The organism is Myroides odoratimimus, from assembly GCF_004337635.1.
In the GTDB taxonomy this organism is placed as follows: Bacteria; Bacteroidota; Bacteroidia; order Flavobacteriales; family Flavobacteriaceae; genus Flavobacterium; species Flavobacterium odoratimimum.
The window spans coordinates 3,484,363-3,510,587 of sequence record NZ_CP037427.1 but is presented as its reverse complement, the minus strand read 5'-3'; the positions used below and the strand labels follow the sequence as shown (position 1 = coordinate 3,510,587).

The window sequence follows — 26,225 nt, the reverse complement described above, 5'->3', positions numbered from 1 at the left end:
ATCATAAAATGTTTTCAGAGCGTTTTCTTCCTATTATCTTTACTAGACATATAAAATGAAAAATGAATATGACTAATTTAGAACTAACGAAAGCTTAGTATTATGCATTATTCTATAAAAGTAAACACGCAGCAGTTAGAAGGAGCGTTATCTCCTATAAATAAGCCTTATTATTTTGCTATTCTTATAGATGGTGAAGCTACTTTTTCTTTAGATTTTAATAGATACTCTTGCTCTGGACAGTATATCTTATTTTTATCTCCTTATCAGTTGTTGACATGGGAAAAAGTAGAAATTAAGTCAATGAAGACTATACAGTTTCATGGAGACTTCTATTGTATAGAATATCACAAAGAGGAGGTAGCATGTAATGGGGTCTTGTTTAACGCATTATTTGACGCTCCTTATGTTCCTATTCAGTCATCTTTATTTCTAGAATTGACTCAGCTTTTTGATAAAATAGAGCAATTAGAACACCAACAGTCTGCTTATGATATTCCGATTCTCAAGACGTATTTACAATTGGTATTAGCCCTGAGTAGTAAGGAGAAACAGTTGATCAATAAGAAACAAAAGACTTCAGGACTGTTCTTAGAAGATATAGTTAGCTTTCAAGAGATGCTAGAAGAGCATTTTATGGAGTCTAGAGCAGTAGCATTTTATGCAGAACAGTATCATTTATCTGTTGATGTGTTTAGTAAAAAGGTTAGAAAGCATTATGGAAAAACACCTTCTAAATTAATCCAGGAACGCCTTATTTTGGAAGCAAAAAAACAACTTCATCTGACTTATAAGAGTGTAAAAGAGATAGCTAAGATATTAGGATTTGAGGATGAGTTTTATTTTAGTCGTTATTTTAAGAAAGAAGTAGGTGTATCTCCTAAGATATTCAGAGAACAAGTAGGAATATCAGTAGTGGCAAAAAAGTCTATGGAATAGAAGGAATAGTCCATGTTATCTCTCTGCTAAACCTTCTAGTTTTGTTGAAAAATAAAATAAAACCAATGAAACAAATTTTAGTATTATTTAGTAGTTTACAAGAGAAATCGATTCATTTTCTTCGTTTATCTATCTGTATTGTCATGGTTTGGATAGGAGGGCTAAAAGCTTTTCAATATGAAGCGGATGGTATTTTACCTTTTGTAACGAATAGTCCTTTTATGAGCTTTTTTTATCAGAATTCAACAAAAACAGTATTAGATGAATCTGGCAAAGAAGTATATGAATATACTCAACATAAAAATCCCGAGGGCAAAGTAGTGCAGAAGAACATTGATTGGCATAAACAGAATGGTACTTATGTGTTTTCGTATATTCTAGGTACAGTGATTGTAAGTATAGGGATACTCGTATTATTAGGGATATGGTATCCTAGACTCGGTTTTTTAGGAGGGGTATTAACATTAGGAATGTCTTTGGTCACACTATCATTTCTAATTACTACTCCAGAAGTATATGTGCCTAATTTAGGAGGTGATTTTTCTACACCTAACTATGGATTTCCTTATTTATCAGGTGCTGGAAGGCTAGTCTTAAAGGACATTATCATGATGGCAGGAGGATTAGTGATCGCTGGTGATTCAGCACGTAATTTGCTTTATAAGTGATTAATAGAATTAGAATATAAAATAAAGTGAGAATAAAAGCTTAGTACTTATCTAGTATTAAGCTTTTATTCTTAGAGGAGATAATAATTTTTGAAAGTATACTATTATTTTTAATAACCGAAATGTGTGTACTAGTTAAAAAGAATTAATTAATATGAGTTAAAATATTTTATATTATTGCTATTTAATGTTTTTATTATTTATAATTATTGCAATTTAAATATGCTTTATGGTTGTTGTTTTGCATATTTATTATTTTTTATTTATAAAAAGTAATATTTTTATAAATGGTTAAAAAAAGTAATAATCAAAAAACATTTTAATATGAAATTGCAACACACGTATTTTTATCATCCCTCTAATATTGAATGTAATGAGGAAGTAATTAAACAATTCGAAAGCCAAGGTGTCTCTATGAAAAAGATACAAGAAGCACTTGGTAGATATAATCGATTTGTAGTCGCTAAAGAGTCAAATGAAACTACGGTTTCTATGGGAATTTAGGCGGCAAAAGGAGTTTTAAAACAAAGTGGTATCTCAATAGAAGAAATAGATATTATTGTCTTTGTGACTTGTACTCCAGAGCATCAGATACCTTGTGACTCTATTTTTATACACCAAGCTTTGCAAGGAAAGAATAATACAATGTGTTATGATATTAACGCTAATTGTATTGGGGCTTTTGTAGCATTAGATCAAGTGACGCATTATCTCAATAGCAGTAGTAGAGCTAAAAATGCTTTAGTAGTTTGTTCTGATCAGTTATCTCGTATTTTAGATAGCCAAAACCCTGTAACAGCTTTTTGTTTTTCAGATTCTGCTTTTGCATTTATAGTAGAGAAAGAGACTACTACATCTGGATTAGTAGACGTTATGTATCATACAGATAGTAGTTTTTGTGATACTGTTCTGTATCCGCCTCAAGGACATTCTTGTTCTTTATCTGATGAATTGACAATGTGGGATACATCATTTGATGGAAGCGGAAGTGTGGAGTTTGCTTTAGATAAAATAGAGGTCTTTTTAGCAAAGAACGATCTGAAAATAGAAGATATCAGTTTATTCTTATTCTCTCAGTTATCACTGAAAAATATTAAGATGATTAAATCACATTATCAATTACCAGAAGAAAAAGTACCTTTTTATTCGAAAGAGTTTGGTTATTCAGGAGCTTCTAGTCCTTTTTTAGCTTTACATCAGTATCAGAAAGAAGGAACACCTCTAAAAGAAGGAGATTATTTTTTAATGTGGACATTAGGGGCAGGGTATCAGGCTGGTTTAATGTTGTGGAAATACTAAGTATTTAGATGTTAGTTATCTAACTTTACATAAGGATAAACTCAGTATATTCAATACTTACAGTGATTTTTTTGTTTTGAAATTACCAGATTACAAGTATATTTACTTTCAAAAAAAGTTATGAAATTTCTCACGGTATTAATCTGTCTAGTCTCATTGACGACCTTTGCTCAACCCAAAGCTATTTTGGATAAAACGACTTATCAATTTTGGTTAAACGAACCTAAAGTCGTAGAAGAAAAGAATCCTCTCATTATCTTCTTACACGGGAGAAGTCTTTCGGGAACCAATATAGATAGGGTAAAGAGATATGGTGCGCTAAAAGGAATAGAGAAAGGATTAGATATCCCAGCTTATTTAGTAGCTCCTCAATTGCCTTCTGGGCCATGGAATGCGGATAAGATTGACGAAATTGTAAGTTATATGATTACAAATTATAATATCGATGAGAGTCGCATTTATGTAACAGGAATGAGCTTAGGAGGATATGGTACGATGAAATATGCTGGTAAGTATCCTAATCGTATAGCTGCTGCTATCGCTATCTGTGGAGGAGGTGAAGAAAGAGATGCCTGTGCAGTGACTAATATCCCTATTAAGCTTATTCATGGTGATAAAGACTTTATCGTACCACTAAAAGAGTCTAAGAAGATAATGACTGCAATCCAAAAGTGTGATAAAAAAGCGCCTGTAGAACTACAAGTAGTCAAAGGAGGTACGCATGGTAGTGTAGAGGATCTATATAGACACATGGAGGTATATAATTGGTTATTACAACATGTGAAGAGTAATGCCTCAATTAGTTCAGAAAACAAAGAAGAAATCTAAGTATAACATAAACAAAACACCCAAAGTCAAAAAGCTTTGGGTGTTTTATTTACATATTATTGGCTAATGTCTTCGCTGTTTTTAAGATATACTCTATAAAATCTTCTTCTACTCTGGAGATGTCATCTAGTTGGCCATTGTCTAAACTTAGTTCCTTGAATGCTCTTTACTCTATAACCTACAGATATGATAAAACTTGACAGGTTTGTCTTAATTTGCAATGTGCAAATTTTGCACATTGGTTTGTTCTACTAGTTCACCTTCTTCAAATACATTCTTTATGTGTTTGGTAATGACAGTTCTATCTTTTTGAAATAATTCTGCCATTTGGGCTTGAGTTAGCCATACTGTTTCGTTCTCTAAACAGGTCTCTATCTTAGCGAGGCCATCTTCTGTCTGATAAATAAGGATACTTCCATGCTCTGCCATAACATTTTTTTTAAGTTTATAAGTACTTTATATACCACCAAAACTATACTGTAAATTAACAACTTTATATTTATTTAGAGAGCAGTTTTATGTTTTATCCTTATAGCTATAGCCTAGCGTATTGTGTTTTGAAAATGAGAGTTTTGTTTTGTCATTTTGAGATATTGATATGAAAAACACTTTTTAAGTTATAAATATGTAAGGGGGAATATTCTTAATTCCTAAGAGGTTTTCTATTGTGATTTACTCAGAAGTCCTTATCTTTAAGTACTCAAATACCCTTAATAGATATGAAATATAAAATAGACCTATATACTCGTGTAAAGATAGATACTTCTAGTGATGCTAAGGCGTATGCTAATATGCTGTGTATAGGTGATCAATGCAAAACATTTGCAGAAGGGTTTATAGAAAACTCTCAATCTCGTATTTCGCTTATGGCTATTGTGAAGGGGTTAGAGCAGATTAAAGAAGGAGCAGAGGTGACTATTTATGCAACTTCTAAGTATGTGATGAATACCTTTGAGAAAGGATGGGTATTAAATTGGAAATACAATGATTGGTTAAAAGCAGATGGAGAGCCTCCATTGAATGTTGATCTATGGATGCGCTTTGCAGTTCAGATGGAGAGACATAAATTAACCTTTAACTATGTGTCTAATTATAAAAAGTATCCTCAACTAGTAGAGTGTAGAGATGTAGGCGCTGCTATACTATTACAACCCAACTTACTGATAGATGAGGTGTATAGAGCTTATCTAGAGGAGTTACAGTACAAGTTACACGATTTGATAGATGAGCATCGTGTAGCAGAGATAGAGGTGGTATTAGATACGATAGAGGAACCCGAAGAAGAGATTGTTTATGAGCCTGTATATGAGTCTTTAGATGAGATAGAGGATGAGCACGAAGACGAGGAGGAAGAAACAGAAGAGAGTCAAAGCCATACTCGTCCAACAGTATTTACTAGAATGCCTAGTGATATTAAATTGTTAGTGACTATCCGAGATCAATTGAATCAATACTTTGCAGATCAACCTACTAAAGTAGAGTTGCGTTCTACCGACTTATACGATGAAATACGTAAAAATAAGACTTTAAAAGAACGCTTTCCTCATCCAGTACTCTTTAACCGCTTCTTGCGTAAACAGCATCAAGAAGGAGTGCTAAAACAGATTATTCCGAACTGTAAGATTGATACTTTTAATACCGATTTTTATCAGTGGTATTTTCATAGATAATTTGGGATGATTTTGTTTTGTGAAAACTTGTTTTAAATGTTTTCAGATTGCTGTCATGGCTTAGTCTTGTTTCCGAAATGCTTTCAAGACCTCCCTAAAACCGTACTTTTTGGGAACAACTCGGAAAGAAGAGAGCAAATTTATAGCACATAAACTTTGTAAGTCATTATACCCATTGTGTTTAGATATAAATATCGAACTCCGTTTTACTTCTATTTACACCTGTTTATTCCCTTTTTTGACTTCGTGATTAATCGGATTATTGTTATTAATTATTAAGCGCTTAGTAATCAATCATAATATTCTCCTAACGATTTGTTCATCTTAATTATCTTTAGTTGGTATTGTTTTAGATGTAATATAATGAACTAAAAATTATTCATTATGCTTAACCCTGATTCCGCATTAGCCATATACTACAAAGTAATTCTACTTCATATCTCTTTCATTAGTTCTAAAACCATACTATAGTATGCTTTACTCACTAATTCAGAGCTATTTTGTATAATTACTTTTCGTTTATATGTCTATCTCGATTACTATGATAAAAGCAAATAATAATTCATAATATTTATTTCGTTTTTCTGATAATAATTCAATAATCTAAGACATAGATATACCTGGAATAATGTATATTATCCTCTATATTTATATCCGTTATGTATAGCTTTTGATTAAGCTACTTGTTTCATTACATACATTTTTTTGTCTTTCACGCATGCACATATACGTTGTACTAATTTGTTTCTTACATTGTTTAATACAAGCATTTTGTGTTTTCCGTCTCCCACCTTTCTCTCATAATAACTCTTCATCTCAGGATCATGCCTAATACTTGATAATGCACACATATGTAAAAGCTTTTTAAGCTTCTTGTTTGACATGAAGTGTACTTTAGGTTTCCCTTTTACACACTTACCTGAGGTATACTCAAAAGGGACTACTCCACAGTATGATGCTAATTGTCTAGCTTCATCAAATGAGGTAAATCTATTAGTATAACAGATTAAGAACATAGCTGTAATAGGACCAATACCAACAACAGATGTAACACAATCATAAATCTCTTTAATTTCTTGATTCTCTTTTAAAAGAATATCTAATTGCTCATCTATTAACTTGATCATCTCTTCTAAGGCTTTTAATGAAGCTTTTTCATTAGCACATAGTGTTTTATACAACTCAGCATTAAAGTCCTTTAATTCATTTGTTCTTACATTCATTGCTGTTTTATGAACTATACTCATTTCGCGTTGCCCTAATAATGCTTGTATCTTATCTATTACTTGATCAGATGCTTTAAACAAAGCTGCCTCTTCTTGATTCTTTTTAGCATATAATGCTATTCTTGCTGAATCTACCTTATCATTTTTACCCCTTTGTATTCCACTACTTCTAATAATCTTGTAAGCCATCTCTACCCAGATATTACAGTTTTTAATTTGTAATTCTCTAACTAAAATGTTCTTATAAATCCCTGTATGTTCCATACAGATCAAAGTATTATCAACTAAACAACCTTCACCTTTCATCCATTTTATAAATTGTAATACACCTTTCTTGGTATTAGCAAACTGGTTGTGCTTATAATTGCTTACTTCTACATAAATTGATGCATCAAAATATTCTTTTGAAATGTCGATTCCGATAAATTGTGTAAATTTGTCCATATGATAATTATTTAAGGCAACCGAATACTAAATATCATCTAAACCTTAATACTAGACCCAAACGTCTTAATTACTAGTCTAATACTTTTTAGTAAAATCAACAAAGTCCTAGTCGCATTCTAAGTAATTAACTTGGGAATCCGGTTGGTTCACTTTATTGATTTGGTTGCTTTTTTATACTTCTATAAAATTATCATTTTCTTATTCAACAAATCTAAAGGTAATCCGGGTTAAAAAAGAAACCAGAAAAGGCCTTAGAAGCTTGGGAGAAGGCAATGGACCTAGTTACTTACCTGTATAAGGAGTCTGTAGTAGATCAGAGTTCTAATCATGCAGATTTAATTGCTTATATCCGAGAGCGGGTGTTAAAGATTCCTTTGAGTATAGAATTATCCACCTTTGAAAACTGTATATTAAGTGATCAACTTGAGAGCACGAGAAGGGAATGTGCTCTATTGCATACCTGTTTAATGTTGACTAAGGCCCTAGGTGTATTAGAAGCAGAGATCATAGACACTTTAATAGAAAGAATTGATGCTGTTAATGCGATTGTTAGTAGTCTTATCGAAGAGGAAGAAAATGAGTGGGATAAATTACTTCTAAGGATATAAATAAATAAGCCCATCGTATGATGGGCTTGATTTTATAATTTGCCTGAAGGGGTAAAATCATTACTTTAGTAATGTATAAATACAAGTTATCAAACATTGTAAGTCATGTTCGAAAAAGTAGATAAAGATTCTTTACTTAGTCAAGAGTTTATCAATAAGTATAAACCTTATTTTAGAGAGGAAGTGTATCCTGCTAAAACAGTATTGTTAGAGGAGGGAGCGATAGCGAATAAAGTATTTTGGGTCAGTAAGGGATGTCTGCGTGTTTGGATTAATAAAGACGGACATGAGGTGACTTTTCAATTCTTTTTAGAGAACAGTATGGTCTCATCTATTGAGAGTTTTTGGAGAGGGATGCCTAGTAAATTTACCCTTGAGACAATAGAACCCACAGTAGTATGGGTAGCAGATAAAGAAGATATAAGGCCTCTGTTAGAAGAATCTTTAGCTATATCAGAGTATAGAGATATGTTTATAGATGTGATTTTTCAGCGAACATTCGACTATGTGAATCACAGCTTATCTTTTGTACAGTCAACCCCAGAGGAGCGTTATCTCAAACTTTATGAGAGTAGACCAGAGCTTATACAACGTATTCCACAGCATTATATCGCTTCTTATATAGGAATATCTAAGGTTCACTTAAGCCGTATCAAAAGCAAGCTACTAAAGTCCTAATTTGATAACATTTGTTATCGATATACACGGTTGCTATCCAATACTTTTGTCTCTATAAAATAAAGAGATATGAAAGCAGTTATTGTAAAAGAAAAAGGACAGAATCCAGTATATACTACCGATTTTAAGCCTGTAGAAGTAAGTTCATCAGAAGAAGTGTTGATGAAGATTAAGGCAGTTTCGATTAAGAATCTCGATAGAGCTATCGCCAGTGGCAAGCATTATTCGGTGAGCACTAAACCTTTTGCTCCTTTTGTTATCGGAACAGACGGAGTAGGGGAGCTTCCAGACGGAACCATGGCTTATGGATTTGGACTGCAGGGGATGTTAAGTGAGTACGCTATTGTAGATAAGAATCAATTAGTACCCTTGCCAAAAGGAATAGATTTAGCAATGGCATCTGCTATGCCTAATGCCCTTATGGGGTCTGTGATCGCTATGGTAGTCAGAGCCAGGTTACAAAAGGGAGAAGTAGTGCTGATCAATGGAGCTACAGGTGTCACAGGGCAAGTAGCTGTACAAATGGCCAAGCATTATGGAGCGAGTAAAGTAATCGTGACAGGGCGCAATGAAGAAGCATTATCCTCATTAAAGGAACTGGGAGCAGATGAGGTGATCAGTCTGCATCAGAATAAAGAAACTCTAGTAACAGCATTTAGTCAAGTACATCAAGAAACGCCTATCGATGTGGTGATCGATTACTTATGGGGAGATAGCGCCTCAGCTATATTATCAGCTTTAAAAGGTAAAGGCAAGTATCAGCATAGAACTCGTTTTGTCAATGTAGGAGCGATGTCTGGTGATATGATGGAGTTGTCTTCTTCTATACTAAGGGGAACGGACATTATGCTATTAGGATCTGGAATAGGCAGTTGGACAGATGAAGAGATGGTTCGCTTCTTTAAAGTATTGTTACCAGAAGCTTTTGACCTTGCAGTAGCAGGGAAGTTACGCCTTGAGACAGTGAGTTATCCGTGGCAAGAGATAAGTGAGGTATGGGATATACCTCTTAGCAGTGGAAAAAGATTGGTGATGATAACAGAGTAAGAGAATAATACTGTTGTATTTGATTAGGTTATGTTTAATTAGTATGTCTAATTGTATTTTGTCGTTATAATCATTAAATTGCAGATAAGAAATATATAAATTTGCAAGAATTACGATGATTAACTTTAGTAAACTATGGGTGTATAGAATGACACATATAGATAATGTGAGTCATATTGCAATGAATGGATTGACACATGTAGATTCAGAGAATAGTAATCCAAATTACATTCCTATTGGAAATAAAGAAATTATCACTGTTCGTGCTAATAGATTATTAAATAATGGTAGACATATAGGAAGTTATCTACCTTTTTATTTTGGATTCTGTACTCCTATGTTATATGTAATTCAAAAGGGATACATGGGAGTAAAAAAAGTAAACCCTATTGATATTGTATATTGTGTGACATCTATTCAAAAGATCTTAGATTGTCAAAAAGCGTTTTTATTTACAGATGGTCAAGCAAACAGTGCATTGACTTCATATTATGAAAATGACAGAATAGGAGAAGTAAATGAATTGGTTGACTTTAATGCAGTTGCATCTAAATATTGGTTTGATGAAGAAGATGTAGACAAAAAGAGAAGAAAGGAGGCTGAGTTGCTATTGGATGGTGATTTAACTAAGGAGTTTATAATAGGGTATGTATGTTATAATGAGGAAGCTAGAAAGAAGTTAATCAATAGTGGGGTAGAAGAAAGTAAGATTGTGATAAAACGAGGATATTATTTTTAAGTGATGATAGAGTATATAGAAGGAAATTTATTGGAGAGTAAAGCAGAGGCTTTAGTCAATACAGTGAATCTCGATGGAGTGATGGGGAAGGGGATTGCTTTACAATTTAAAAATCAATTTCCTGAGAATTTTAAAGCTTATAAAAAGGCTTGTGACAATAATGAGATAGCTATAGGTAAATCATTTGTTTTTAAAGAAGAGACATTGTTAGGAGGTCAGAAGATAATTGTCAATTTTCCTACAAAAACCACTTGGCGTAAACCTTCAGAATATAGTTATATAGAAGCTGGATTGGTTGACTTAAAACAAATTATAGCTCAATATAATATCACATCTATTGCCATTCCAGCTTTAGGAGCAGGAAATGGTGGTTTAGATTGGGGAGAAGTACAGAAGAGAATAGAGTACTATCTTCATGATGTTCATTGTGAGATATCGGTTTATCAACCAACCAGTGTGATTCAAGAGAAAATTAATAAGGATAAAGTAAGTCTGACACCAGCACGAGCAATGTTATTAGCCGTCTTGTACGATTTGGTTAAACAAGGTGAGTTTGTGTCAGAATTCTCTGCAGAAAAAATAGCTTATTTCTTACAGAAGTTTGGAGCAAGAGAAGAGTTCAAGCTTCAGTTTAATGCTCAACATTACGGTCCTTATTCTGGCAAGGTTAGACATGTACTGTACTACTTGAATAATAGTTATATCACTGGATATGTTACTAAGGATAAGAAACCTTTCGAAATATTAGGGATTAATTTAGAAGACGAAAAAGCAGTGTTAGATTATTTAAATACAGAGAATAATAGAAAGTATTTGGATATAGTACATAGAACACAAGACTTTTTATCTGGATATTATTCCAATTTTGCATTAGAGTTGTTATCAACTATTGATTTTATTAAACAAGAGAAGAAAGTAGACTCATTAGAAGATATTTCTAATTACTTAATGAATTGGAATTCACGTAAACGAAAGTTATTTGCGAATAATACTAAAATGATAGAATTAGGTATTCAGCATTTAGACGAGATTAGCTAATTAATTATGTAAGTATCAACAATCAAAGCCCATCACATGATGGGCTTTTGCTATTATTTAGAGCAATGTATTTAAAGAGTAAGTGTATAAAATAGAGTAGATTGCAAAGAATTGATTAAGTACTACTTACAAATATATACTATGAAAGAAGAAAGCAACGTTTCGAATTTTCTGTTTTATCAGAATAAAGAAGGTAAAACAAGTGTTCAAGTTATAGTTGATAGTAATCAAGAGACTATTTGGGCGTCACAAAAGACAATGAGTGAGATATTCGGTGTTGATAGAAGTGTTATCACAAAGCATATTGCTAATGTATTAAAAGACGGTGAATTAGAAGAGGATTCAGTATGTGCAAAATTTGCACATACTGCCTCTGATGGTAAAAACTATAAGACTAACTTCTATAATTTAGAAATGATACTATTTGTGGGGTATAAGGTTAATTCTGTACAAGTGACACAATTCAGAAAGTGGGCTAATGGAGTATTGAGGGAGTATTTGATAAGGGGATTTGTATTAGATGATGAACATCAGTAGAATAAATGAAGAAAGACAAAAGTCTTTTTAGAATTGCTAGTCAACCTTTATATTTGACAAGGTATAAAGAAATAGAATATGAGTAAAGATATACAGATTATAGCATTTGATGCTGATGATACACTTTGGAATAATGAAATATACTACCAAGAGACAGAACACGCTTTCTGCGAGCTTCTAAAAGATTATTTACCAGCAGAAGAAGTGTCTAAAGTCCTTTTTGAGACAGAAATGCGAAATCTAGATCGATATGGCTTTGGAGCGAAGAGTTTTTTATTGAGTTTATTAGAAACTGGAGCTCAGATTACAGGAGCTCAAATGACAGATGTATTAATGCACCGCATCTTGGGGTTAGGACATGAACTGATTGATAAGCCAATCACTCTTTTAGACGGAGTGGAGGAAACACTAGATCAACTAAATGGCACCTATAAGCTAGTACTAGCGACTAAAGGTGACTTATTAGATCAAGAGCGAAAACTAAAGAATTCTTCCCTATCGAAGTATTTTGACCATGTAGAGGTAATGAGTGATAAGCAGATATTGGATTATGGAAATTTAGTAAGTAAGCTCTCTTGTCAACCCCAGGAGTTTATGATGGTAGGAAATTCAGTTAAGTCTGATATTATCCTTGTGTTAGAACTTGGAGGGTCAGCACTACACGTTCCTTTTCATGTGACCTGGGCACACGAAGTAGTAGAGGAAGAGCTAGCTTATGAAAACTATAGACAGTTAAAGAACATCAGAGAAGTAGTAGACTACTTGAAATCATAGTCTATATTAACTCAAAACATAACAATTTGTTCACATAGAAATGCTTTCTTTGGTATTGTAATGGTAGTAGTATAGTTAATCTATAAACTATTTGTTATGAGCTTTGTGAGTGTATATCAACGAGATGCGATGTTGATTAAATCATTAGAACTAAAGTTAACAATCTATAAACTAACTTTAGAGAACTTTAAAGAGGATCATCTAGGAGCGATCGCTAAGATGAGAGAGATTAGTGGGATGATTTCTTTGTATATCGGTTTGGGGTTAAAGAGTCAGATAGAAGAAGATTTTGTCTGTTACTTAGATGATATCTCTAACTGCTGTATGACTTTAGAGAAACAGATTTTGCTCTGTGGACAGTTAGGGTTTTTAATCAATGAAGACATCGTATCCCTATTAGATTTAAAGAATATCATCTTTGATTTTGTAGGGAAACAGTTGTTCGAAAGTAGAACAGCGAACTATTATAGACTGTTACACTATCGATTTACTTAAAAATAGAAGTCGTGATAAACATAGAGTTTTACCTCTGTTTTTAAAAGAAAAAGCTTGTATTACTACTCTAGATATTTGTAGCTTTGACCGTATCAATATTTTGTTAAGCAGCGCATACATGAGTACAATTACATTTATCGACAGTGCCTATCCTAAACCCCATCTGTTAGAAGAGTTTGTTTGGGCAGGTCGTTTAGACGAATCAGGCAAACTGTGGTTTGACCTACACCTAAAGTCAAAATACTATTATCTAAGTGAAGGAGAAGAGTATATAGAAGATGAGGAAGAGGACTTCGACGATGATGCAGAGTATACCAGTATGAGCGAGTGGCAATCTAGAATTGTGTGGGATAATTATCACCAGTGTACATTGTCTTCTACGTACTGGTCAGATGAAGGAGGACTTCTCCTTTCTGATGGTACCACACCTTTTAGCTTTGATTTATTAGATAATAGAGAGTTTGTACTTAATCCGCTTCCTTTAGCAGATGATATGTTAGAGTCTGAATTGGCTTTTGGTATCTACCTACTAGGCCATGACCTTTCGGCGAATCATACCATTAGCTTTACACCATTGGCTAATAAGCATTATGCTATACAGTGGTCAGGGGTGATAGCCCTAGCCTATGGTGGTTTTTATGATTATATCCACGAGTTTAAAGCAGATATTACAGAGAGCAAGTTTGACGGTTTTTACTTTCCTACGACTTGGGCTTTAGAAGAAGCAAAAAAGCGATTTGAACAAGTACTGAGTAATATCGATCAGTATGAGTTTATAGATATTAATCCTAAGAGTAATAAAAGAGAATATAAGCTAATGCTTAAAGAGTAAATGAGAAGAGCTACTGATGAGGTAGCTCTTTTTGTTTAAATGCGGATGAGTCCGTAGTGAGTCCGTACTGTCTCCGTTAAAACAGGCTTTTTAACAGAGACAGTATGGCTTTATCATGCATCTAATCCCTATTCATTCCTTAGAATAGGTATTGGTAAGGTAAATACTGATAAACTAAACTCCCTATGTCTTTTCCTCTTTTACAACAATATAAAAAGAATTACTTCTTATATATGTCACATCATAAGGCTAGCTATTAGTGGATGTTTTAATATAATGCCTTGTACATAAGTATATCTTTGTACTTGATTATTATCATAACATCATTGCTTTTCATTGTATTAAAGCCTTCAATATCATTAAAAAGATTAGTCTTTAAATCATTATATTGAATCTCAAATTCAGAAAGATCTATTAAAGAATCAGCGATAATGAATTTATAATAACATTGTTTATCTATAATAACTCTATGTTTGAATAATTGTAGTATTCCATAACTTTTCAAATAGCTATAGTTGTATGTGTAAACATAAAAATCTTTTTTCATTTGATTTACGTAAACAAGTTGAGGTTCAAGTATTTCTATAAAAGTTTTATTTGTTATAGCTTTTTCTTTTGGAACACTATTTATTTTTTGATTTTGAATAAAAAAACCATTAGGATCAATAAGAATTGAACTAATAAAGTATATTATTAGAACTAAAGCGCTATATGAAAATATTTTTAGTTTTTTATTTGGTATCATTTTATTTAGTTAATAGATTAATTGTTAATTTATCATCAACAGGTTCTTCATTGTTTTACGCTCACTATCTTCGAAATATGAATTTGGTCAAAAGTAGCTGAATCAGCAACATTAACATTATTTGTACAGTAATTTATAAGATTAGAACAATCCTCGTTTAGTTGTTTATCTTTTCATTTTGATAGGTAAATTGGCTTCCTTCTAATGAAAAATATGTCTAATCCTTTTTGTAATATCCTTACCATTGTATTGATACTTATAGTCTTTCATTAAAGTATCATCCTTCTGATTATACTCCTTATGAGTTAATCCAAAAGGATAATTGTTTGTTTCTTCTATAATCTCATTTGCTTCAATTATATTATTTTTACTCTTATCACTATAAGACAACCTTAGATTGTCTAGATGACCTTTAAATTGATACGCATAAGTATTAGTCTTAGCATTTAAAAAGTTTTCTGCTGTAGGTAAAAACTCCTTTCTCTGTTTTCTCTCCTAAGGGAGTATAAATATACTCTATTTTACCAGGTTCAAAATCAATCTCAATAGGCGAATTTAGGTGATTGCACTTAATATTAGTTTTTTTTGTGTTTATCACTTGTTAAACTACTATCCTTAATTATAATTCATTAGCCCATCTATGTGATATTGTCTACTTTTGCATCCCTTAAAAATAGGTAAGCACTTATAGTATGAACATTATCACTTTCGAAGAAGTTTTTAGAGGTAAAGTCTTTCGTATTCCTGATTATCAGCGAGGTTACTCGTGGACGAAGAAGGAGTTAGAAGAATTGTGGGGTGATCTGAACAATACCCATCACAACCGCAATGCTTTTCACTTTACGGGTATTCTTACGGTGACTGACTTCAGCAAGTTTGATACCGAATGTATTAGACGTGAGGGGTTCGTGGTAAGAGGAGGAAAGTTAGTGATAGAAGGAAGTGACTATGAGGGGTATAATATTGTAGATGGGCAGCAACGCCTGACTACGATTCTGATCTTGTTGTCAGAGTTAGTGATGGCATTAGAGGATAGCCCACTCAAACAACGACTTACAGAACACTATTTTAAGGTTAAAGAAGCAGATGGTTATCGCTATATTTTTGGGTACCATGTAGATGTTCCTTCTCATAATTATTTAATCAGAGAGATATTTAACGATACTGATTATGATGCAGAAGAAACAGAAACCTTATACACGCATAATCTATCTTTTGCAAAAGCATTCTTTAATGAGCGAATTAAAGCATTTACAGAGGTCGAATTAGTCTTTTGGATAGAGAAGCTGACTAAGCATTTATTGTTTTCTATATTGAACTTAAATGAGTCTAAGGAGCGCCCATTAGACGTGTCTATGGTATTCGAGACGCTAAACTTTAGAGGAAAACAATTATCAAGTCTAGAACGTCTGAAAAATAGGGTGCTTTATATCGTCTCTAAGCAGTTGACAGTAGCAAGTACAATAGACCGCAGTCGTAAAAAGGTTAATCAGAGTTGGCTAGAAGTCTATAAATGGCTGGGGCGAAACCCTACACAGGCTATGGATGATGATGCTTTCTTAAAGGCTTTTTGGTTGTTGTACTTCTCTCATTCTAAGATGGTATCTACAGACTTTAAGTCTTATCAGAAGCATTTGTTTACCATCGACTTTCAGCTAGATCAACAAGAGACGGGAAGCGTGAATTACGCTGATTATAGTGAACTTACCCAATGGCTTGAAAGTATGCGCAAGGCAGTAGCGCTGTGGTATTTTATTAATAATCCTTATGCTGTAGATACAGATGAAGACTTTGTGTATATGACTACTCCTGCGATACAGAAGTCATTACTAAGATTGTCTAATTTCCCTAGAGGATACGGTAAGTATATGCTTAACCTTGTATTGGCTGTATTGATGAGAGATTTGCCTGTGAAGGAAGATCATGGACTATCAGACTTTGAGCTACAAGAGCGCTTGGCTAGTATAGAGCGTTTGTTCTTTGCGATGGAACGCCATAATATCATGTGCTTCTTGCTCCAAGGAAACAACTCTACGCTGAATGTAGAGGATACTTTCAGAGATATTAATTTTTACTATCTACGTGGACGTGCGCATAATAATGAATACTTGATCAATGTGTTGATGGAGAGTAGAGTAGAGCACTTCAGATGGAAAGAGGTAATTCGTCATATCCATAAAGGAGGACGATTTAAGACTTGGGCAGGATTAGACTATTTCTTAAAAGGCATAGAAGAGCGTATGGGAGGTTTATTAGAACAGACCGAACCTAAAGTGTACTTAGTCTATCCAGAGGAAGATGATTATGAGGTAAGAAGTACGTATAAAGACATCAATACCATGCAAAAGGTCAATCGTGACCGTTATAGCCATTCGATAGGGAATATGTTCTTAGCATATAACCGCTATGAAGCGAATCCTTTCGACAAGATACAACACAAAGTACAGAATGCTGTAAAGCACGAGTATCGAGTAAGTAAGTTAGAGTTAGACCTTTTAGAATACCCTACCTGGAATAAGGAAAATATAGAGACTAGAGGACGTAAGATGATGGAGGCTTTCATTGAACATTGGGAATTACCGATGATTCAAGAGACAGAGATGAAGAGATTGTTACTAGATGAAGTGTGATTTTAATTAGGAATTCAAAATTAGGAATTAGGAATGTTTGGCTTTCGCCATAATGTACTTAGATGATGAGATATACTTGTGTTGATGTAATAGTCTAAACAACATCACGCCTTCACGATTTCACAACATCACGTTCCATATAACAAAAACACAAAATTATATAAGCACTTTGTGCTCTAGTTCAATTAATTTTGCTTCAAATAAGTAATGAAGATGATGAACTTAGCAAATAAAACAACGGTATATCACTATATTTTAGCATTTGTATTCATACTACTGATGGTATGTGGAGCAGTGTATTTTCAGGATCCAGAGATTGTCTTGCCAGAGATAGCAGCGCTAGCTGTGGGGCTATGGGTATTCCAGGAGAAAGCATGGCTGAGACAGCCTGATAAGATATTTATTCTTCCTTCACTAACAGCGTTAATGGGGTTTGGGCTAAATATGTTAGCTATTCCTTATATCTCTAAGTTGTTGATTGTACTGATACTGATGTTAGTACTGATGAAAGTAATTAATTATAGTTTGCCACCTGCATTAGCTACTGGTTTTCTTCCTATTGTGACTAATGCTCATGCGTGGTCATTTATCTATGCCATATTGGTAACTACTTTTGTACTGATGATTGTGGTGTATGTATTAGACTTAAATAAAGGGATTGACTCAAAAGGGAAGGTCAATACAAAGATGATGTATCCCTATATTGCTATTAATCTGTTGTGGATGGTAGTGGCTTATTATTCAGGTAACCAGCAGATGGCTATTATCCCTCCTATAGCTGTAGTACTGTACGAATCTTTAAATATGAAGATGTATTCACTGAAGATCATGGTTAAGCAAATCGCTATTCTTACATTAGCTATTAGCATAGGAGTAGTATTATATCAGTATATTGAGCATTGGTTGGTGCTTGCATTTCTATTGTTGATTATGATGTATGGTTTGTCTCAACTATTTCAGATGCGAGTGCCTGCGGTATACGCTTTTCCATTTTTAGTTTATGTATTTCCTGCAGAGAAGGTGATGAGTTTGCCTATCGCTACTTTTGTTGTAGTGACATTTTCATTTGGAGCTGTTTATATTTATAGGACATATTTATCTACTAAGGTAACAACTCAGCCTGTAGACGAATAATTCGTTGCTAGATATACAAAACAATTGATTTATGAATGAAGTTGCTTAAAGCAGATAGGCTTTAGGGTAACTAGTTATTCATAGAATAGCAGATTAGGCAGAGCAGAGTTTTTAGGGTTGATACAGAATAGGTCTTTTCTAAGAAAAAGAGTACTTTTAGATAAAGTAATGGACGTGTATGTTACAAGATTGGGTTACTCAGCTCTGGGTAAAGTTATTTGGAAGGCGCATTGATATCACCCAGATGCCTTGGATAGAAGGAGTTATTGGTGATAGGAAGATTATCGATAAGTCTTATGTTGACAGATTAGCTGGTCAGTATGATGTAATTATTAATCAAGCTGGAAGTGGACTTATAGAAGATATCAATGTACTAGATTTTACAGCATCAGAGCGCGGTAGATTACATCCACAGATCATAGACTTCTACACCCATACATCAGATTACGATTTCGAGGTTTGGTGTGAGTGGAAAGGTGTTTTTAAACCCTTTGGTACGTTATTAGGATGGTTGTTTAGTAAGAGATTACAGCAACTGAATATACCCACCAATACTAGGAGTCTAGCCAAAGGGCTAGAAAGCGAAATAATAAAACTTCAGAAAAAAGAACAAACGGTCTGGACGATTTGGTATCGAAAGGTCAAAGAAACAGGTCAGACGTTGTTCTCTGGTATTTATACACATGCTTATCTTCCTAGTAAGGATAAAGAATTGTTTAAAGTAGTTTTTCCGTTGCCCAATGGCAATGCTACAGTATTACTCAATCAGGAGGTTAAAGAAGATGGAAGCTTACTCTTACAGAGCAATGGTAAGCAATTTGGCGATGTGGGGTTTTACTTTTATGTTACGAATCACAAAGGGAAGCATTGGGTGAAATTTGTTAGAGCTTTACATGAGAGCCTCCATATGTATGTAGATGCTGATGGAAAGCTACAAACAGATCACTACTTTAGTTTTTATACCATTCCATTCTTAAAACTACACTATAAGATGCAACGCAGGGAGAAGTAATACTAGTGTGTCTTCTGAATTATAAACTCAGTCTGTAGATGTATAATTAATCTTCTTCATCTTACTGTCTACAGTTATAAACAGTGTAGAATAGCTGATACATATTAGTTAAAAGACCTTTTTAGGATGGAATAGATTCATATGGGGCACTGATATATCACGGAGATAGAAGAGGTACTATCTTCTCGGTAGAGTGTATGATAGTATCCGGACTAGTATTTATCTTAAAAGTGGTCTTGTGGTGATTCAGTTAGTCCTTCTAGTTTTGTGGCTTAAACGAACACAAAATGGAACAACTATTAGAAGTAATCGTAGCGAGCGATGAGCTACACAGCAAATGGTTAAATGCCTTATCCTTTATGGAGAACACAGGGGCGAGGAAAATATCCGCTTGTGAAAATCCGTATCAAGTTACCTTTTTACAATTAAAGCATGCGGCAGAAGAACATAGGCATGCCTATTACTTAAAAAAACAAATTAAGAAACTACAAGTTTGTTTTCCTGAGCACTATGATACCACTAATCTATTAGCACCTGTTCAGACTCAACAGTATCTACAACGATTAGATGTATTCTGCGTTCGATATCTAAAAGAGTCACTTGGACTTCATGGAGCACCTTTAAAATTCGCTGCTTATCTATTGGTTACGCACGCCATAGAGGTACGAGCGGACAAATTATATCCTATTTATCAAGGTGTTTTAGATCGATCTGGTTCTAAGGTCATGGTCAAATCAATTATAGCAGAAGAACAAGGGCATTTAGAAGAGATGATTTCTCAGTTAGAGATGTTTTCACCTGATTGGCAATACTATGCTGATATCATTGTAGAGTATGAAGAATCGCTTTGTCAAGAGTGGATGGAGGCTATTGCTAAAGCGATTAATTAAGGTATGAATACACTACCTTATAATCTACAACAGCGATTGTCAGAGCGGCTTCACGACCAGAATTATAGAAGTCTACAGCTTAGGGATACAACAGCAATAGACTTCCTGTCGAATGACTATCTAGGTTTGAGTAGAAATAGTGCTTTTCAGCAAGTTTTATTAGATATGGTAGTAGATAATCCAGCTCTGTTAAGTGGCAGTACAGGATCTAGATTAATCAGTGGAAATACGAAGGAGGTAGAAGAAGTAGAAGAGTATATAGCAACTAGGCATAGCGTAGAGGGAGCACTTCTTTTTAATTCTGGTTATCAGGCTAATTTAGCTCTACTAGGTAATCTACCTACTGCAAGAGATACTGTTATCGTAGATGAACTGATACATCGGTCTGCGCACGATGGATGTCTATTGTCAAGAGTGAGAAAGTGGAAGTTTAGACATAATGATTTAGAAGATCTAGAGCGCCTACTTAATAAGGCAACAGGAGATATCTACATAGCCGTAGAGAGCGTATATTCTATGGATGGAGATTTAGCTCCCTTAGAGGAGTTAGTAGAGTTGTCACAGCGTTATGGTGCTTACTTAATAGTAGATGAGGCTCATGCCATAGGAGTATACGGCCTAGGCAGAGTACATTCTTTAGGATTACAGACTGGTGTATGGGCAACTCTCGTGACCTATGGCAAGGCGATGGGCGTACATGGTGCTGCTGTATTGGGCAGTAAGATGTTGATAGATTCTCTTATAAACTTTGCTTCTTCTTTTATTTATAGTACAGCTCCTAATGCTTTGATGGGCATGAGTATTAAGCTTGCGTATCTTTTTTTAGAGAAGCATCCTATGCTATCACTACAATTAGAAAGTGTTATCAAGACTTATGCAGAACTATCTCCTAAAGGGATTGCATCTACTCCAAGTCCTATACAAGTGCTTACCCTTAAAGGAATTCGAGATATCCCAAGCTTTCAAGCAGACTTATTGTTCCACAATCTCAATACTTATATCGTTAAGGCTCCTACAGTGGCTAAAGGTACAGAGCGTATGAGGATCTGTCTACATGTCTTTAATACAAAAGAAGAAATGAATTTATTATTTGAAATTATAAAAAGAAATGACACAACCCCTTAAACTATTTGTAACAGGTATTGATACAGGAATAGGTAAAACAGTTACTTCTGCTATTCTAACGCATTATTTTAAGGCTGATTACTGGAAGCCTATTCAGTCTGGAGATCTACATGAGTCAGATAGTATGAAAATACAACAGTGGAATGAGCATGTGACTATTCATAGAGAAAGATTCAGGCTACAGTTACCCGCTTCGCCTCATGAATCTGCAGCTAAAGAAAATGTAAATATGCAATTAAGTGATTTTACGCTACCTGACACTGTGAATAATCTCATTGTAGAAGGAGCAGGAGGATTGTTTGTTCCGGTTAATTCTTCTACTTATATGATTGATTTAATTCAACATTTAAAGATTCCTGTTGCATTAGTAACTAAAAACTATTTGGGGTGTATTAACCATACGATGTTATCGATAGAAGCATTGAGAACAAGGAATATTCCTATCGATTACCTCGTGTTAAATGGAGCGTTTAACCCTTATTCATTGGAGGCGATAAAGAACTTCATAGACAGAGATACACAATTAATACACATACCGGCATTAGAAGAGATTACTAAAGAAGCAGTTATGTTAACAGCACTTGAATTAGCAAGTGTTTCATCACAAAAATAACAAATGAAAAATAGACAAGATAATTTAATAGAACGCGATTATACTGTGAATTGGCATCCTTATACTCAGATGAAAACAGCTCAAAATATTATACCTATTGTAAGAGGAGAAGGGAGCTATCTGTACGATGCGAATGACAAGAGATATATAGATGCAGTATCATCCTGGTGGGTGACTCTACATGGGCACTCACATCCTTATATTGCTCAGAAATTGACAGAACAATTAACCACTCTAGAGCAAGTAATCTTTGCAGGATTTACACATCAGCCTGCTATAGAGTTATCAGAGCGATTATTAGCCTTATTGCCTTCTAATCAGACTAAGGCATTCTATACAGATAATGGCTCTACAGCGATAGAAGTTGCTTTAAAAATGGCTATTCAGGCTAATTATAATAAAGGCGGTAAGAAGAATAAAATCATTGCTTTTAACAATGGGTATCACGGAGATACTTTTGGGGCAATGTCTGTGAGTGGTAGAGGAATATGGACAGATCCTTTTGGAGCTATGTTGTTTGAGGTTTTATTTATAGAGGTGCCCACAGCAGAGAATCTAGAGAGTATAAAGAAGACCATTGGCACATATGCAGAAGAGACAATCTGTTTTATCTATGAACCCTTAGTACAAGGGGCAGGGGGAATGTTAATGCACAAGGCAGAACACTTATCAGCGTTAATGAACTATTGTAAAGAAAGGGATATACTCTTAATCCAAGATGAGATATTCGTAGGGTTTGGGCGAACAGGACAGCTTTTTGCCGCTAATCACCTTAGTGAGTCGCCTGATATTATGTGTTTTTCAAAAGGGCTTACAGGCGGTACTTTACCTTTAGGGATTACTACTTGTACAGAAGATCTGTATCAAGCATTTTATGCAGATGATAAGACTAAAGCACTATTTCACGGACATTCTTTTACGGCAAGCCCTTTAGCCTGTACAGCAGCTTTAGCAAGTATGGATCTCTTGTTGTCTAAAGATACACAGGATCATATTAATCGTATTGTAGAGCAACACAAAGGGTTTATACAACAATTAAAACAGCATCCTAAAGTACAAGATGCGCGTCAATGCGGAACTATTTTTGCGATGGAATGGAAAACAACAGAATGTACTTCTTATTTTAGTGATATGCATGATATATTATATCCTTTCTTCTTAGAGAGAGGAGTCCTGATGAGACCTCTAGGTAATATCATCTATCTAGTACCTCCATACTGTACGAATGACGAAGATCTAGCGTATATATATAGCTGTATATTAGAGGCTTTAGAGATGATATAACTGTTCTGTATTAGGTGTCAAAACAAAAGAAACAGGTCTCTTTAAAAAGAGTAAAAAAGCTTATAAATTTAAGTTTTTTTTCACAGTTCCTTTGATACATTTGCACCGCTTTTAGCACGAGGAAAAAGAGACGTAAATTGCTTGGCATCATTGTTGTTTTATCGAGTACCTAAATATAAAATAGGAGGATATGATAAACAGTAGTTTATTGATTGGTGTATCTGTATTAAGTATGTTAGTGTTTGCAGGAAATTATAGTTCTGTAACTTATGCTACCTGTACAGGATCTTCGAATTGTAAAGCGTGTAAGAATTGTAAATACTGTAAGCACTGCTCTCAGAAAGGAAATAGCTGTGGAGTGTGTAAGTAGACTCATTTTTAGTACGTAGTACAAGGCTAGGGCAAGGTCTTACATAGGTTGAGGTATTTTAAATAGGATAATGAAACAAATAATTCTGTTGTTTGCAAGTATGACATTATTGTTATTCGCTTGTAAAAAAAGTGCCGGGTCACACGGTTTTACCATTTATGGTGAGAGTGACTATTATAAAGATGGAGTGTATTGTGCTGAGGTGATGTATGAAAACCCTTATACAAAGAGTAGTAGTACTTATCAGGTAAGTGTAGAGGTGAAGGATGGAAACTTAGTACATATCAACTGGCCTAGTGAAGGATGGCTAGACGATGTGAACTTCTCTACTCAAAACATTACAGATGGGGAGTGCTCATTTATGAGTGAGAGAGGCTATAGATATACTATCACTCTAGGAGGGTTAGGAGGAGAGTGTTATGATGATAGTGAAGAATTGCAGAATCACGTGAATGAGGATACGGCTCAGGCAACTTGTCCTGAATGTGGAGAGATGAGAGCTATACAAGAGAAACACTGCGTCTATTATGCTAATAGCGTAATCCTAGAGAATAATTGGGATAGACACTTTTAGTAAAACAGTATAAGATGACTTATTTATAGTGTAAGCAAATTTAGGAATCATATTTAAGAAAAGAAGATGAAGATTATAGGATGGGGTATTATCGCGATAGCGGTTCTCTTTTTAGGGATGTGTATTGGTGGACTAAATGGCAATACACCTGAAGAATTCTTGGTTCTATTAGCTCTATTAGGGGTGATATTAGGAGCCTATCTTATCTATAAAAGTCAACATAAGGAATAATATAATTAAAGAAGCCGATAGATGATTCTATCGGCTTTTTGTTTGAAAAAGGGAGTTTTTTCGACTGTAGAAACGCGAGATTAATACTATTTTTAGTAGTTTAATTGATTGAATAGGATTTATAAGATATGAATGTAAAGTACTGTTTGCCTAGAAAAGAGCTCAGAGGTATCGTAAGTAGATTCTGGCATGGAGAAGTAGATCTAATAGAAGGGGAAGGGGTGTATCGCATAATCGCTTCTGGAAATACAGGGATCATTATACAGCTGTTTCAGAATCGATCAGTATTGTACAATAAGGAAAATCAAAAGGCTTTGCCTAAGTCTTTTATCTATGGTCAAAAGAGCGATAATCCTTGTCTTAATTACTTTGCTCATAAAGCTACTGTACTAGGAGTAGACTTGCATCCTACTGCTTTTAAAAAGATATTCGGTTTTCATACTACAGAATTGACAAATACGCTAGCAGATGCAGAAGATCTCTTGCCAAGTGAAGTGTGTAGACAACTTTATGAAAGTACATCTACCCAAGAGGCAATTAAAATATTAGAAAATCACTTCTTAAGATATGCTATAACATCTTCTAATCAAGAGATAGAGTACATCATACAAAAGCTAAATAAGACTTGTGAATTAGCTAATACAACGAGCCTAGCAGAAGAAGTGAATATGTCTAGGAGAAGTTTTCAAAGAAAGTTTAAAGAAATAGTAGGTATAGATGCTTATACTTATAGTAGAATCATACGATTTCAGAAAGCATTACACTTTATGCAAAATAGTCAAGCTACCTCATTAACTCAGGTAGCGTACGAGGTAGGCTATGCTGATCAATCTCACTTCGGGAGAGAGTTTCGGGTATTTGTAGGAGATTCACCTAAAGCATTTCTTCAAAATAGCCATTTTATGGATACTCCACAGGTAGATATTTCTATACCCTTTAGAATAATTGGCGTAGAGTAAATTGGCGTTATCATTCTATTTTTTGACTTGAAATAAGTTGATTTTTGTTCAATTAAATTTAGAAAAATAGTATGATCAACGTATATCACTTGAATGCTGTAGAGATTAATGCTCCAACAGGAGATAGAGCCATCGGGCACTGTACAGTTTTAGAAATAGAAAATAAATTAGTTCTACTAGATGTAGGAATAGGAGTACAGGACAACGATCCTGTGCAATCTAGATTCTCACCCGAATTAGTAACAGCTGTTGGGCTCCGATTAGATCCTTCTATGGCCGTATATGAGCAATTAAAACAACGAGGTCTAGATCCTAGAAAGGTAACGGATGTGGTGGTATCTCATCTAGACTGTGATCACATCTCGGGTATTGTAGATTTTCCGAACGCTTCTATACATGTTGCCTCTGAAGAGTATCAAAATTACCAATCTGACAATCCTCGATATGTAAAGACACTCTTACTCCATCAGCCTATTATAATACAGTATAGTACTACAGGAGAACAATGGAGAGGATTAGAAGTAAGAAGAATACAGATAGAAGGAGTAGAGTTGTATTTGACTCCATTGTTTGGACATACTTTAGGACATTGTGGTATTATTTATCAAGTAGAGGAGAAGTGGTATTTTTATATAGGGGATGCTTATTATTTAAGAGAAGAACTCAGTAATCCTAATCACCCTATGCATCAACTAACGAGTACTAGAGCGGATGATAATGATTTAAGAATAGCGTCATTAGAGCGTATAAAGGAGTTTATAAGTCAGTATCCAGAAGTAGTGGTGTATGGCTATCACGATATAAAAGAGTTTTTAGAAGTATAGTATATAAAA

At 34.3% G+C, this 26,225-nt stretch carries 29 protein-coding genes and 1 pseudogene; 26 read left to right on the top strand and 4 right to left on the bottom strand.

The features are described 5' to 3' along the window. The first annotated feature begins 102 nt into the window (after nucleotides 1-102). From E0Z07_RS15935 to E0Z07_RS15920, 4 genes and pseudogenes are all read left to right on the top strand, one after another. Nucleotides 103-939, top strand: a complete 837-nt coding sequence (locus tag E0Z07_RS15935) for a helix-turn-helix domain-containing protein (protein WP_006261486.1) — start codon at nucleotides 103-105, stop codon at nucleotides 937-939. 65 nt (nucleotides 940-1,004) lie between these two features. After that, nucleotides 1,005-1,607 carry a reactive chlorine resistance membrane protein RclC gene (gene rclC / locus E0Z07_RS15930; RefSeq protein WP_131540973.1) on the top strand — a complete coding sequence of 201 codons (603 nt, stop codon included), beginning with the start codon at nucleotides 1,005-1,007 and terminating at the stop codon, nucleotides 1,605-1,607. A gap of 324 nt (nucleotides 1,608-1,931) precedes the next feature. Continuing rightward, nucleotides 1,932-2,906: pseudogene (locus E0Z07_RS15925) on the top strand (3-oxoacyl-ACP synthase III family protein). Nucleotides 2,907-3,026: 120 nt separating this feature from the next. After that, nucleotides 3,027-3,734: a carboxylesterase family protein gene (locus E0Z07_RS15920; RefSeq protein WP_131540972.1), complete on the top strand. Its 708-nt coding sequence runs from the start codon at nucleotides 3,027-3,029 to the stop codon at nucleotides 3,732-3,734. A gap of 210 nt (nucleotides 3,735-3,944) precedes the next feature. Here E0Z07_RS15920 and E0Z07_RS15915 read toward each other — a convergent pair whose 3' ends face one another. Next, nucleotides 3,945-4,163 (bottom strand): hypothetical protein, encoded by a 219-nt coding sequence (locus E0Z07_RS15915; protein ID WP_016649158.1) that lies wholly within the window; start codon nucleotides 4,161-4,163, stop codon nucleotides 3,945-3,947. A 290-nt stretch (nucleotides 4,164-4,453) separates the two neighbouring features. On the opposite strand from E0Z07_RS15915, the gene E0Z07_RS15910 reads away from it, so the two are divergent. Next, the gene (locus E0Z07_RS15910) at nucleotides 4,454-5,404 is read left to right on the top strand and encodes an RNase H family protein (protein WP_006263985.1); all 951 of its coding nucleotides are present in this window, start codon (nucleotides 4,454-4,456) and stop codon (nucleotides 5,402-5,404) included. Nucleotides 5,405-6,078: 674 nt separating this feature from the next. Here the strand turns inward: E0Z07_RS15910 and E0Z07_RS15900 are convergent. Beyond that, on the bottom strand, nucleotides 6,079-7,074 hold the full coding sequence (locus E0Z07_RS15900; RefSeq protein ID WP_006261149.1) for an IS110 family RNA-guided transposase: 996 nt from the start codon (nucleotides 7,072-7,074) through the stop codon (nucleotides 6,079-6,081). A 275-nt stretch (nucleotides 7,075-7,349) separates the two neighbouring features. Here E0Z07_RS15900 and E0Z07_RS15890 point away from each other — a divergent pair, with 275 nt between their 5' ends. The 9 genes from E0Z07_RS15890 to E0Z07_RS15850 all read left to right on the top strand — a co-directional run bounded on the left by E0Z07_RS15890 (nucleotide 7,350) and on the right by E0Z07_RS15850 (nucleotide 13,825). Further along, nucleotides 7,350-7,685 (top strand): hypothetical protein, encoded by a 336-nt coding sequence (locus E0Z07_RS15890; protein ID WP_039329963.1) that lies wholly within the window; start codon nucleotides 7,350-7,352, stop codon nucleotides 7,683-7,685. 105 nt (nucleotides 7,686-7,790) lie between these two features. Then, entirely contained in the window at nucleotides 7,791-8,363 is a 573-nt protein-coding gene (locus E0Z07_RS15885; protein WP_006261476.1) for a Crp/Fnr family transcriptional regulator, read from the top strand. Nucleotides 8,364-8,432: 69 nt separating this feature from the next. Beyond that, nucleotides 8,433-9,410, top strand: a complete 978-nt coding sequence (locus E0Z07_RS15880; RefSeq protein ID WP_131540971.1) for a quinone oxidoreductase family protein — start codon at nucleotides 8,433-8,435, stop codon at nucleotides 9,408-9,410. Between the two features lie 115 nt (nucleotides 9,411-9,525). Further along, entirely contained in the window at nucleotides 9,526-10,149 is a 624-nt protein-coding gene (gene darT / locus E0Z07_RS15875) for a type II toxin-antitoxin system toxin DNA ADP-ribosyl transferase DarT (RefSeq protein WP_131540970.1), read from the top strand. Nucleotides 10,150-10,152: 3 nt separating this feature from the next. Next, a complete protein-coding gene (gene darG, locus E0Z07_RS15870) occupies nucleotides 10,153-11,187 on the top strand; it encodes a type II toxin-antitoxin system antitoxin DNA ADP-ribosyl glycohydrolase DarG (protein ID WP_131540969.1) in 1,035 nt (344 codons plus the stop codon). Nucleotides 11,188-11,328: 141 nt separating this feature from the next. Beyond that, nucleotides 11,329-11,724: a virulence RhuM family protein gene (locus E0Z07_RS15865; protein WP_131540968.1), complete on the top strand. Its 396-nt coding sequence runs from the start codon at nucleotides 11,329-11,331 to the stop codon at nucleotides 11,722-11,724. 78 nt (nucleotides 11,725-11,802) lie between these two features. Continuing rightward, nucleotides 11,803-12,498 carry an HAD family hydrolase gene (locus E0Z07_RS15860; RefSeq protein ID WP_131540967.1) on the top strand — a complete coding sequence of 232 codons (696 nt, stop codon included), beginning with the start codon at nucleotides 11,803-11,805 and terminating at the stop codon, nucleotides 12,496-12,498. Between the two features lie 96 nt (nucleotides 12,499-12,594). Further along, a complete protein-coding gene (locus tag E0Z07_RS15855; protein ID WP_058699826.1) occupies nucleotides 12,595-12,993 on the top strand; it encodes a four helix bundle protein in 399 nt (132 codons plus the stop codon). A gap of 118 nt (nucleotides 12,994-13,111) precedes the next feature. Continuing rightward, nucleotides 13,112-13,825 (top strand): hypothetical protein, encoded by a 714-nt coding sequence (locus E0Z07_RS15850; protein ID WP_006263978.1) that lies wholly within the window; start codon nucleotides 13,112-13,114, stop codon nucleotides 13,823-13,825. A gap of 268 nt (nucleotides 13,826-14,093) precedes the next feature. Here the strand turns inward: E0Z07_RS15850 and E0Z07_RS15845 are convergent, their stop codons facing one another. Together E0Z07_RS15845 and E0Z07_RS15840 are read right to left on the bottom strand one after the other, a co-directional pair. After that, nucleotides 14,094-14,570, bottom strand: coding sequence for a hypothetical protein (locus E0Z07_RS15845; RefSeq protein ID WP_016649164.1), 477 nt, complete (start codon nucleotides 14,568-14,570; stop codon nucleotides 14,094-14,096). A gap of 201 nt (nucleotides 14,571-14,771) precedes the next feature. Next, nucleotides 14,772-14,960, bottom strand: coding sequence for a hypothetical protein (locus E0Z07_RS15840; RefSeq protein ID WP_025125100.1), 189 nt, complete (start codon nucleotides 14,958-14,960; stop codon nucleotides 14,772-14,774). A 302-nt stretch (nucleotides 14,961-15,262) separates the two neighbouring features. On the opposite strand from E0Z07_RS15840, the gene E0Z07_RS15835 reads away from it, so the two are divergent. From E0Z07_RS15835 to E0Z07_RS15785, 12 genes are all read left to right on the top strand, one after another. Continuing rightward, the gene (locus E0Z07_RS15835) at nucleotides 15,263-17,200 is read left to right on the top strand and encodes a DUF262 domain-containing protein (RefSeq protein WP_058699827.1); all 1,938 of its coding nucleotides are present in this window, start codon (nucleotides 15,263-15,265) and stop codon (nucleotides 17,198-17,200) included. A gap of 213 nt (nucleotides 17,201-17,413) precedes the next feature. Beyond that, entirely contained in the window at nucleotides 17,414-18,334 is a 921-nt protein-coding gene (locus tag E0Z07_RS15830; RefSeq protein WP_233445990.1) for a hypothetical protein, read from the top strand. A gap of 178 nt (nucleotides 18,335-18,512) precedes the next feature. Then, a complete protein-coding gene (locus E0Z07_RS15825) occupies nucleotides 18,513-19,346 on the top strand; it encodes a hypothetical protein (RefSeq protein ID WP_131540966.1) in 834 nt (277 codons plus the stop codon). A gap of 287 nt (nucleotides 19,347-19,633) precedes the next feature. Next, complete coding sequence (locus E0Z07_RS15820; protein WP_131540965.1) at nucleotides 19,634-20,236, top strand: hypothetical protein; 603 nt, start codon at nucleotides 19,634-19,636, stop codon at nucleotides 20,234-20,236. 3 nt (nucleotides 20,237-20,239) lie between these two features. Then, on the top strand, nucleotides 20,240-21,361 hold the full coding sequence (locus E0Z07_RS15815) for an aminotransferase class I/II-fold pyridoxal phosphate-dependent enzyme (RefSeq protein ID WP_131540964.1): 1,122 nt from the start codon (nucleotides 20,240-20,242) through the stop codon (nucleotides 21,359-21,361). Further along, nucleotides 21,345-21,974 (top strand): dethiobiotin synthase, encoded by a 630-nt coding sequence (gene bioD / locus E0Z07_RS15810; protein ID WP_006258157.1) that lies wholly within the window; start codon nucleotides 21,345-21,347, stop codon nucleotides 21,972-21,974. Before E0Z07_RS15815 ends, bioD begins: the two co-directional genes overlap by 17 nt. Before the next feature lie 3 nt (nucleotides 21,975-21,977). Next, on the top strand, nucleotides 21,978-23,258 hold the full coding sequence (gene bioA, locus E0Z07_RS15805) for an adenosylmethionine--8-amino-7-oxononanoate transaminase (RefSeq protein ID WP_131540963.1): 1,281 nt from the start codon (nucleotides 21,978-21,980) through the stop codon (nucleotides 23,256-23,258). A gap of 190 nt (nucleotides 23,259-23,448) precedes the next feature. Next, entirely contained in the window at nucleotides 23,449-23,628 is a 180-nt protein-coding gene (locus E0Z07_RS15800; RefSeq protein ID WP_081048739.1) for a hypothetical protein, read from the top strand. A gap of 70 nt (nucleotides 23,629-23,698) precedes the next feature. Next, entirely contained in the window at nucleotides 23,699-24,202 is a 504-nt protein-coding gene (locus E0Z07_RS15795) for a hypothetical protein (protein WP_058699832.1), read from the top strand. Nucleotides 24,203-24,268: 66 nt separating this feature from the next. After that, nucleotides 24,269-24,433, top strand: a complete 165-nt coding sequence (locus tag E0Z07_RS18095; RefSeq protein WP_006258153.1) for a hypothetical protein — start codon at nucleotides 24,269-24,271, stop codon at nucleotides 24,431-24,433. A 128-nt stretch (nucleotides 24,434-24,561) separates the two neighbouring features. Then, nucleotides 24,562-25,392 (top strand): helix-turn-helix domain-containing protein, encoded by an 831-nt coding sequence (locus E0Z07_RS15790; protein ID WP_006258152.1) that lies wholly within the window; start codon nucleotides 24,562-24,564, stop codon nucleotides 25,390-25,392. 71 nt (nucleotides 25,393-25,463) lie between these two features. Then, nucleotides 25,464-26,216 carry an MBL fold metallo-hydrolase gene (locus E0Z07_RS15785; protein ID WP_006258151.1) on the top strand — a complete coding sequence of 251 codons (753 nt, stop codon included), beginning with the start codon at nucleotides 25,464-25,466 and terminating at the stop codon, nucleotides 26,214-26,216. The last annotated feature ends 9 nt before the right edge of the window (nucleotides 26,217-26,225 follow it).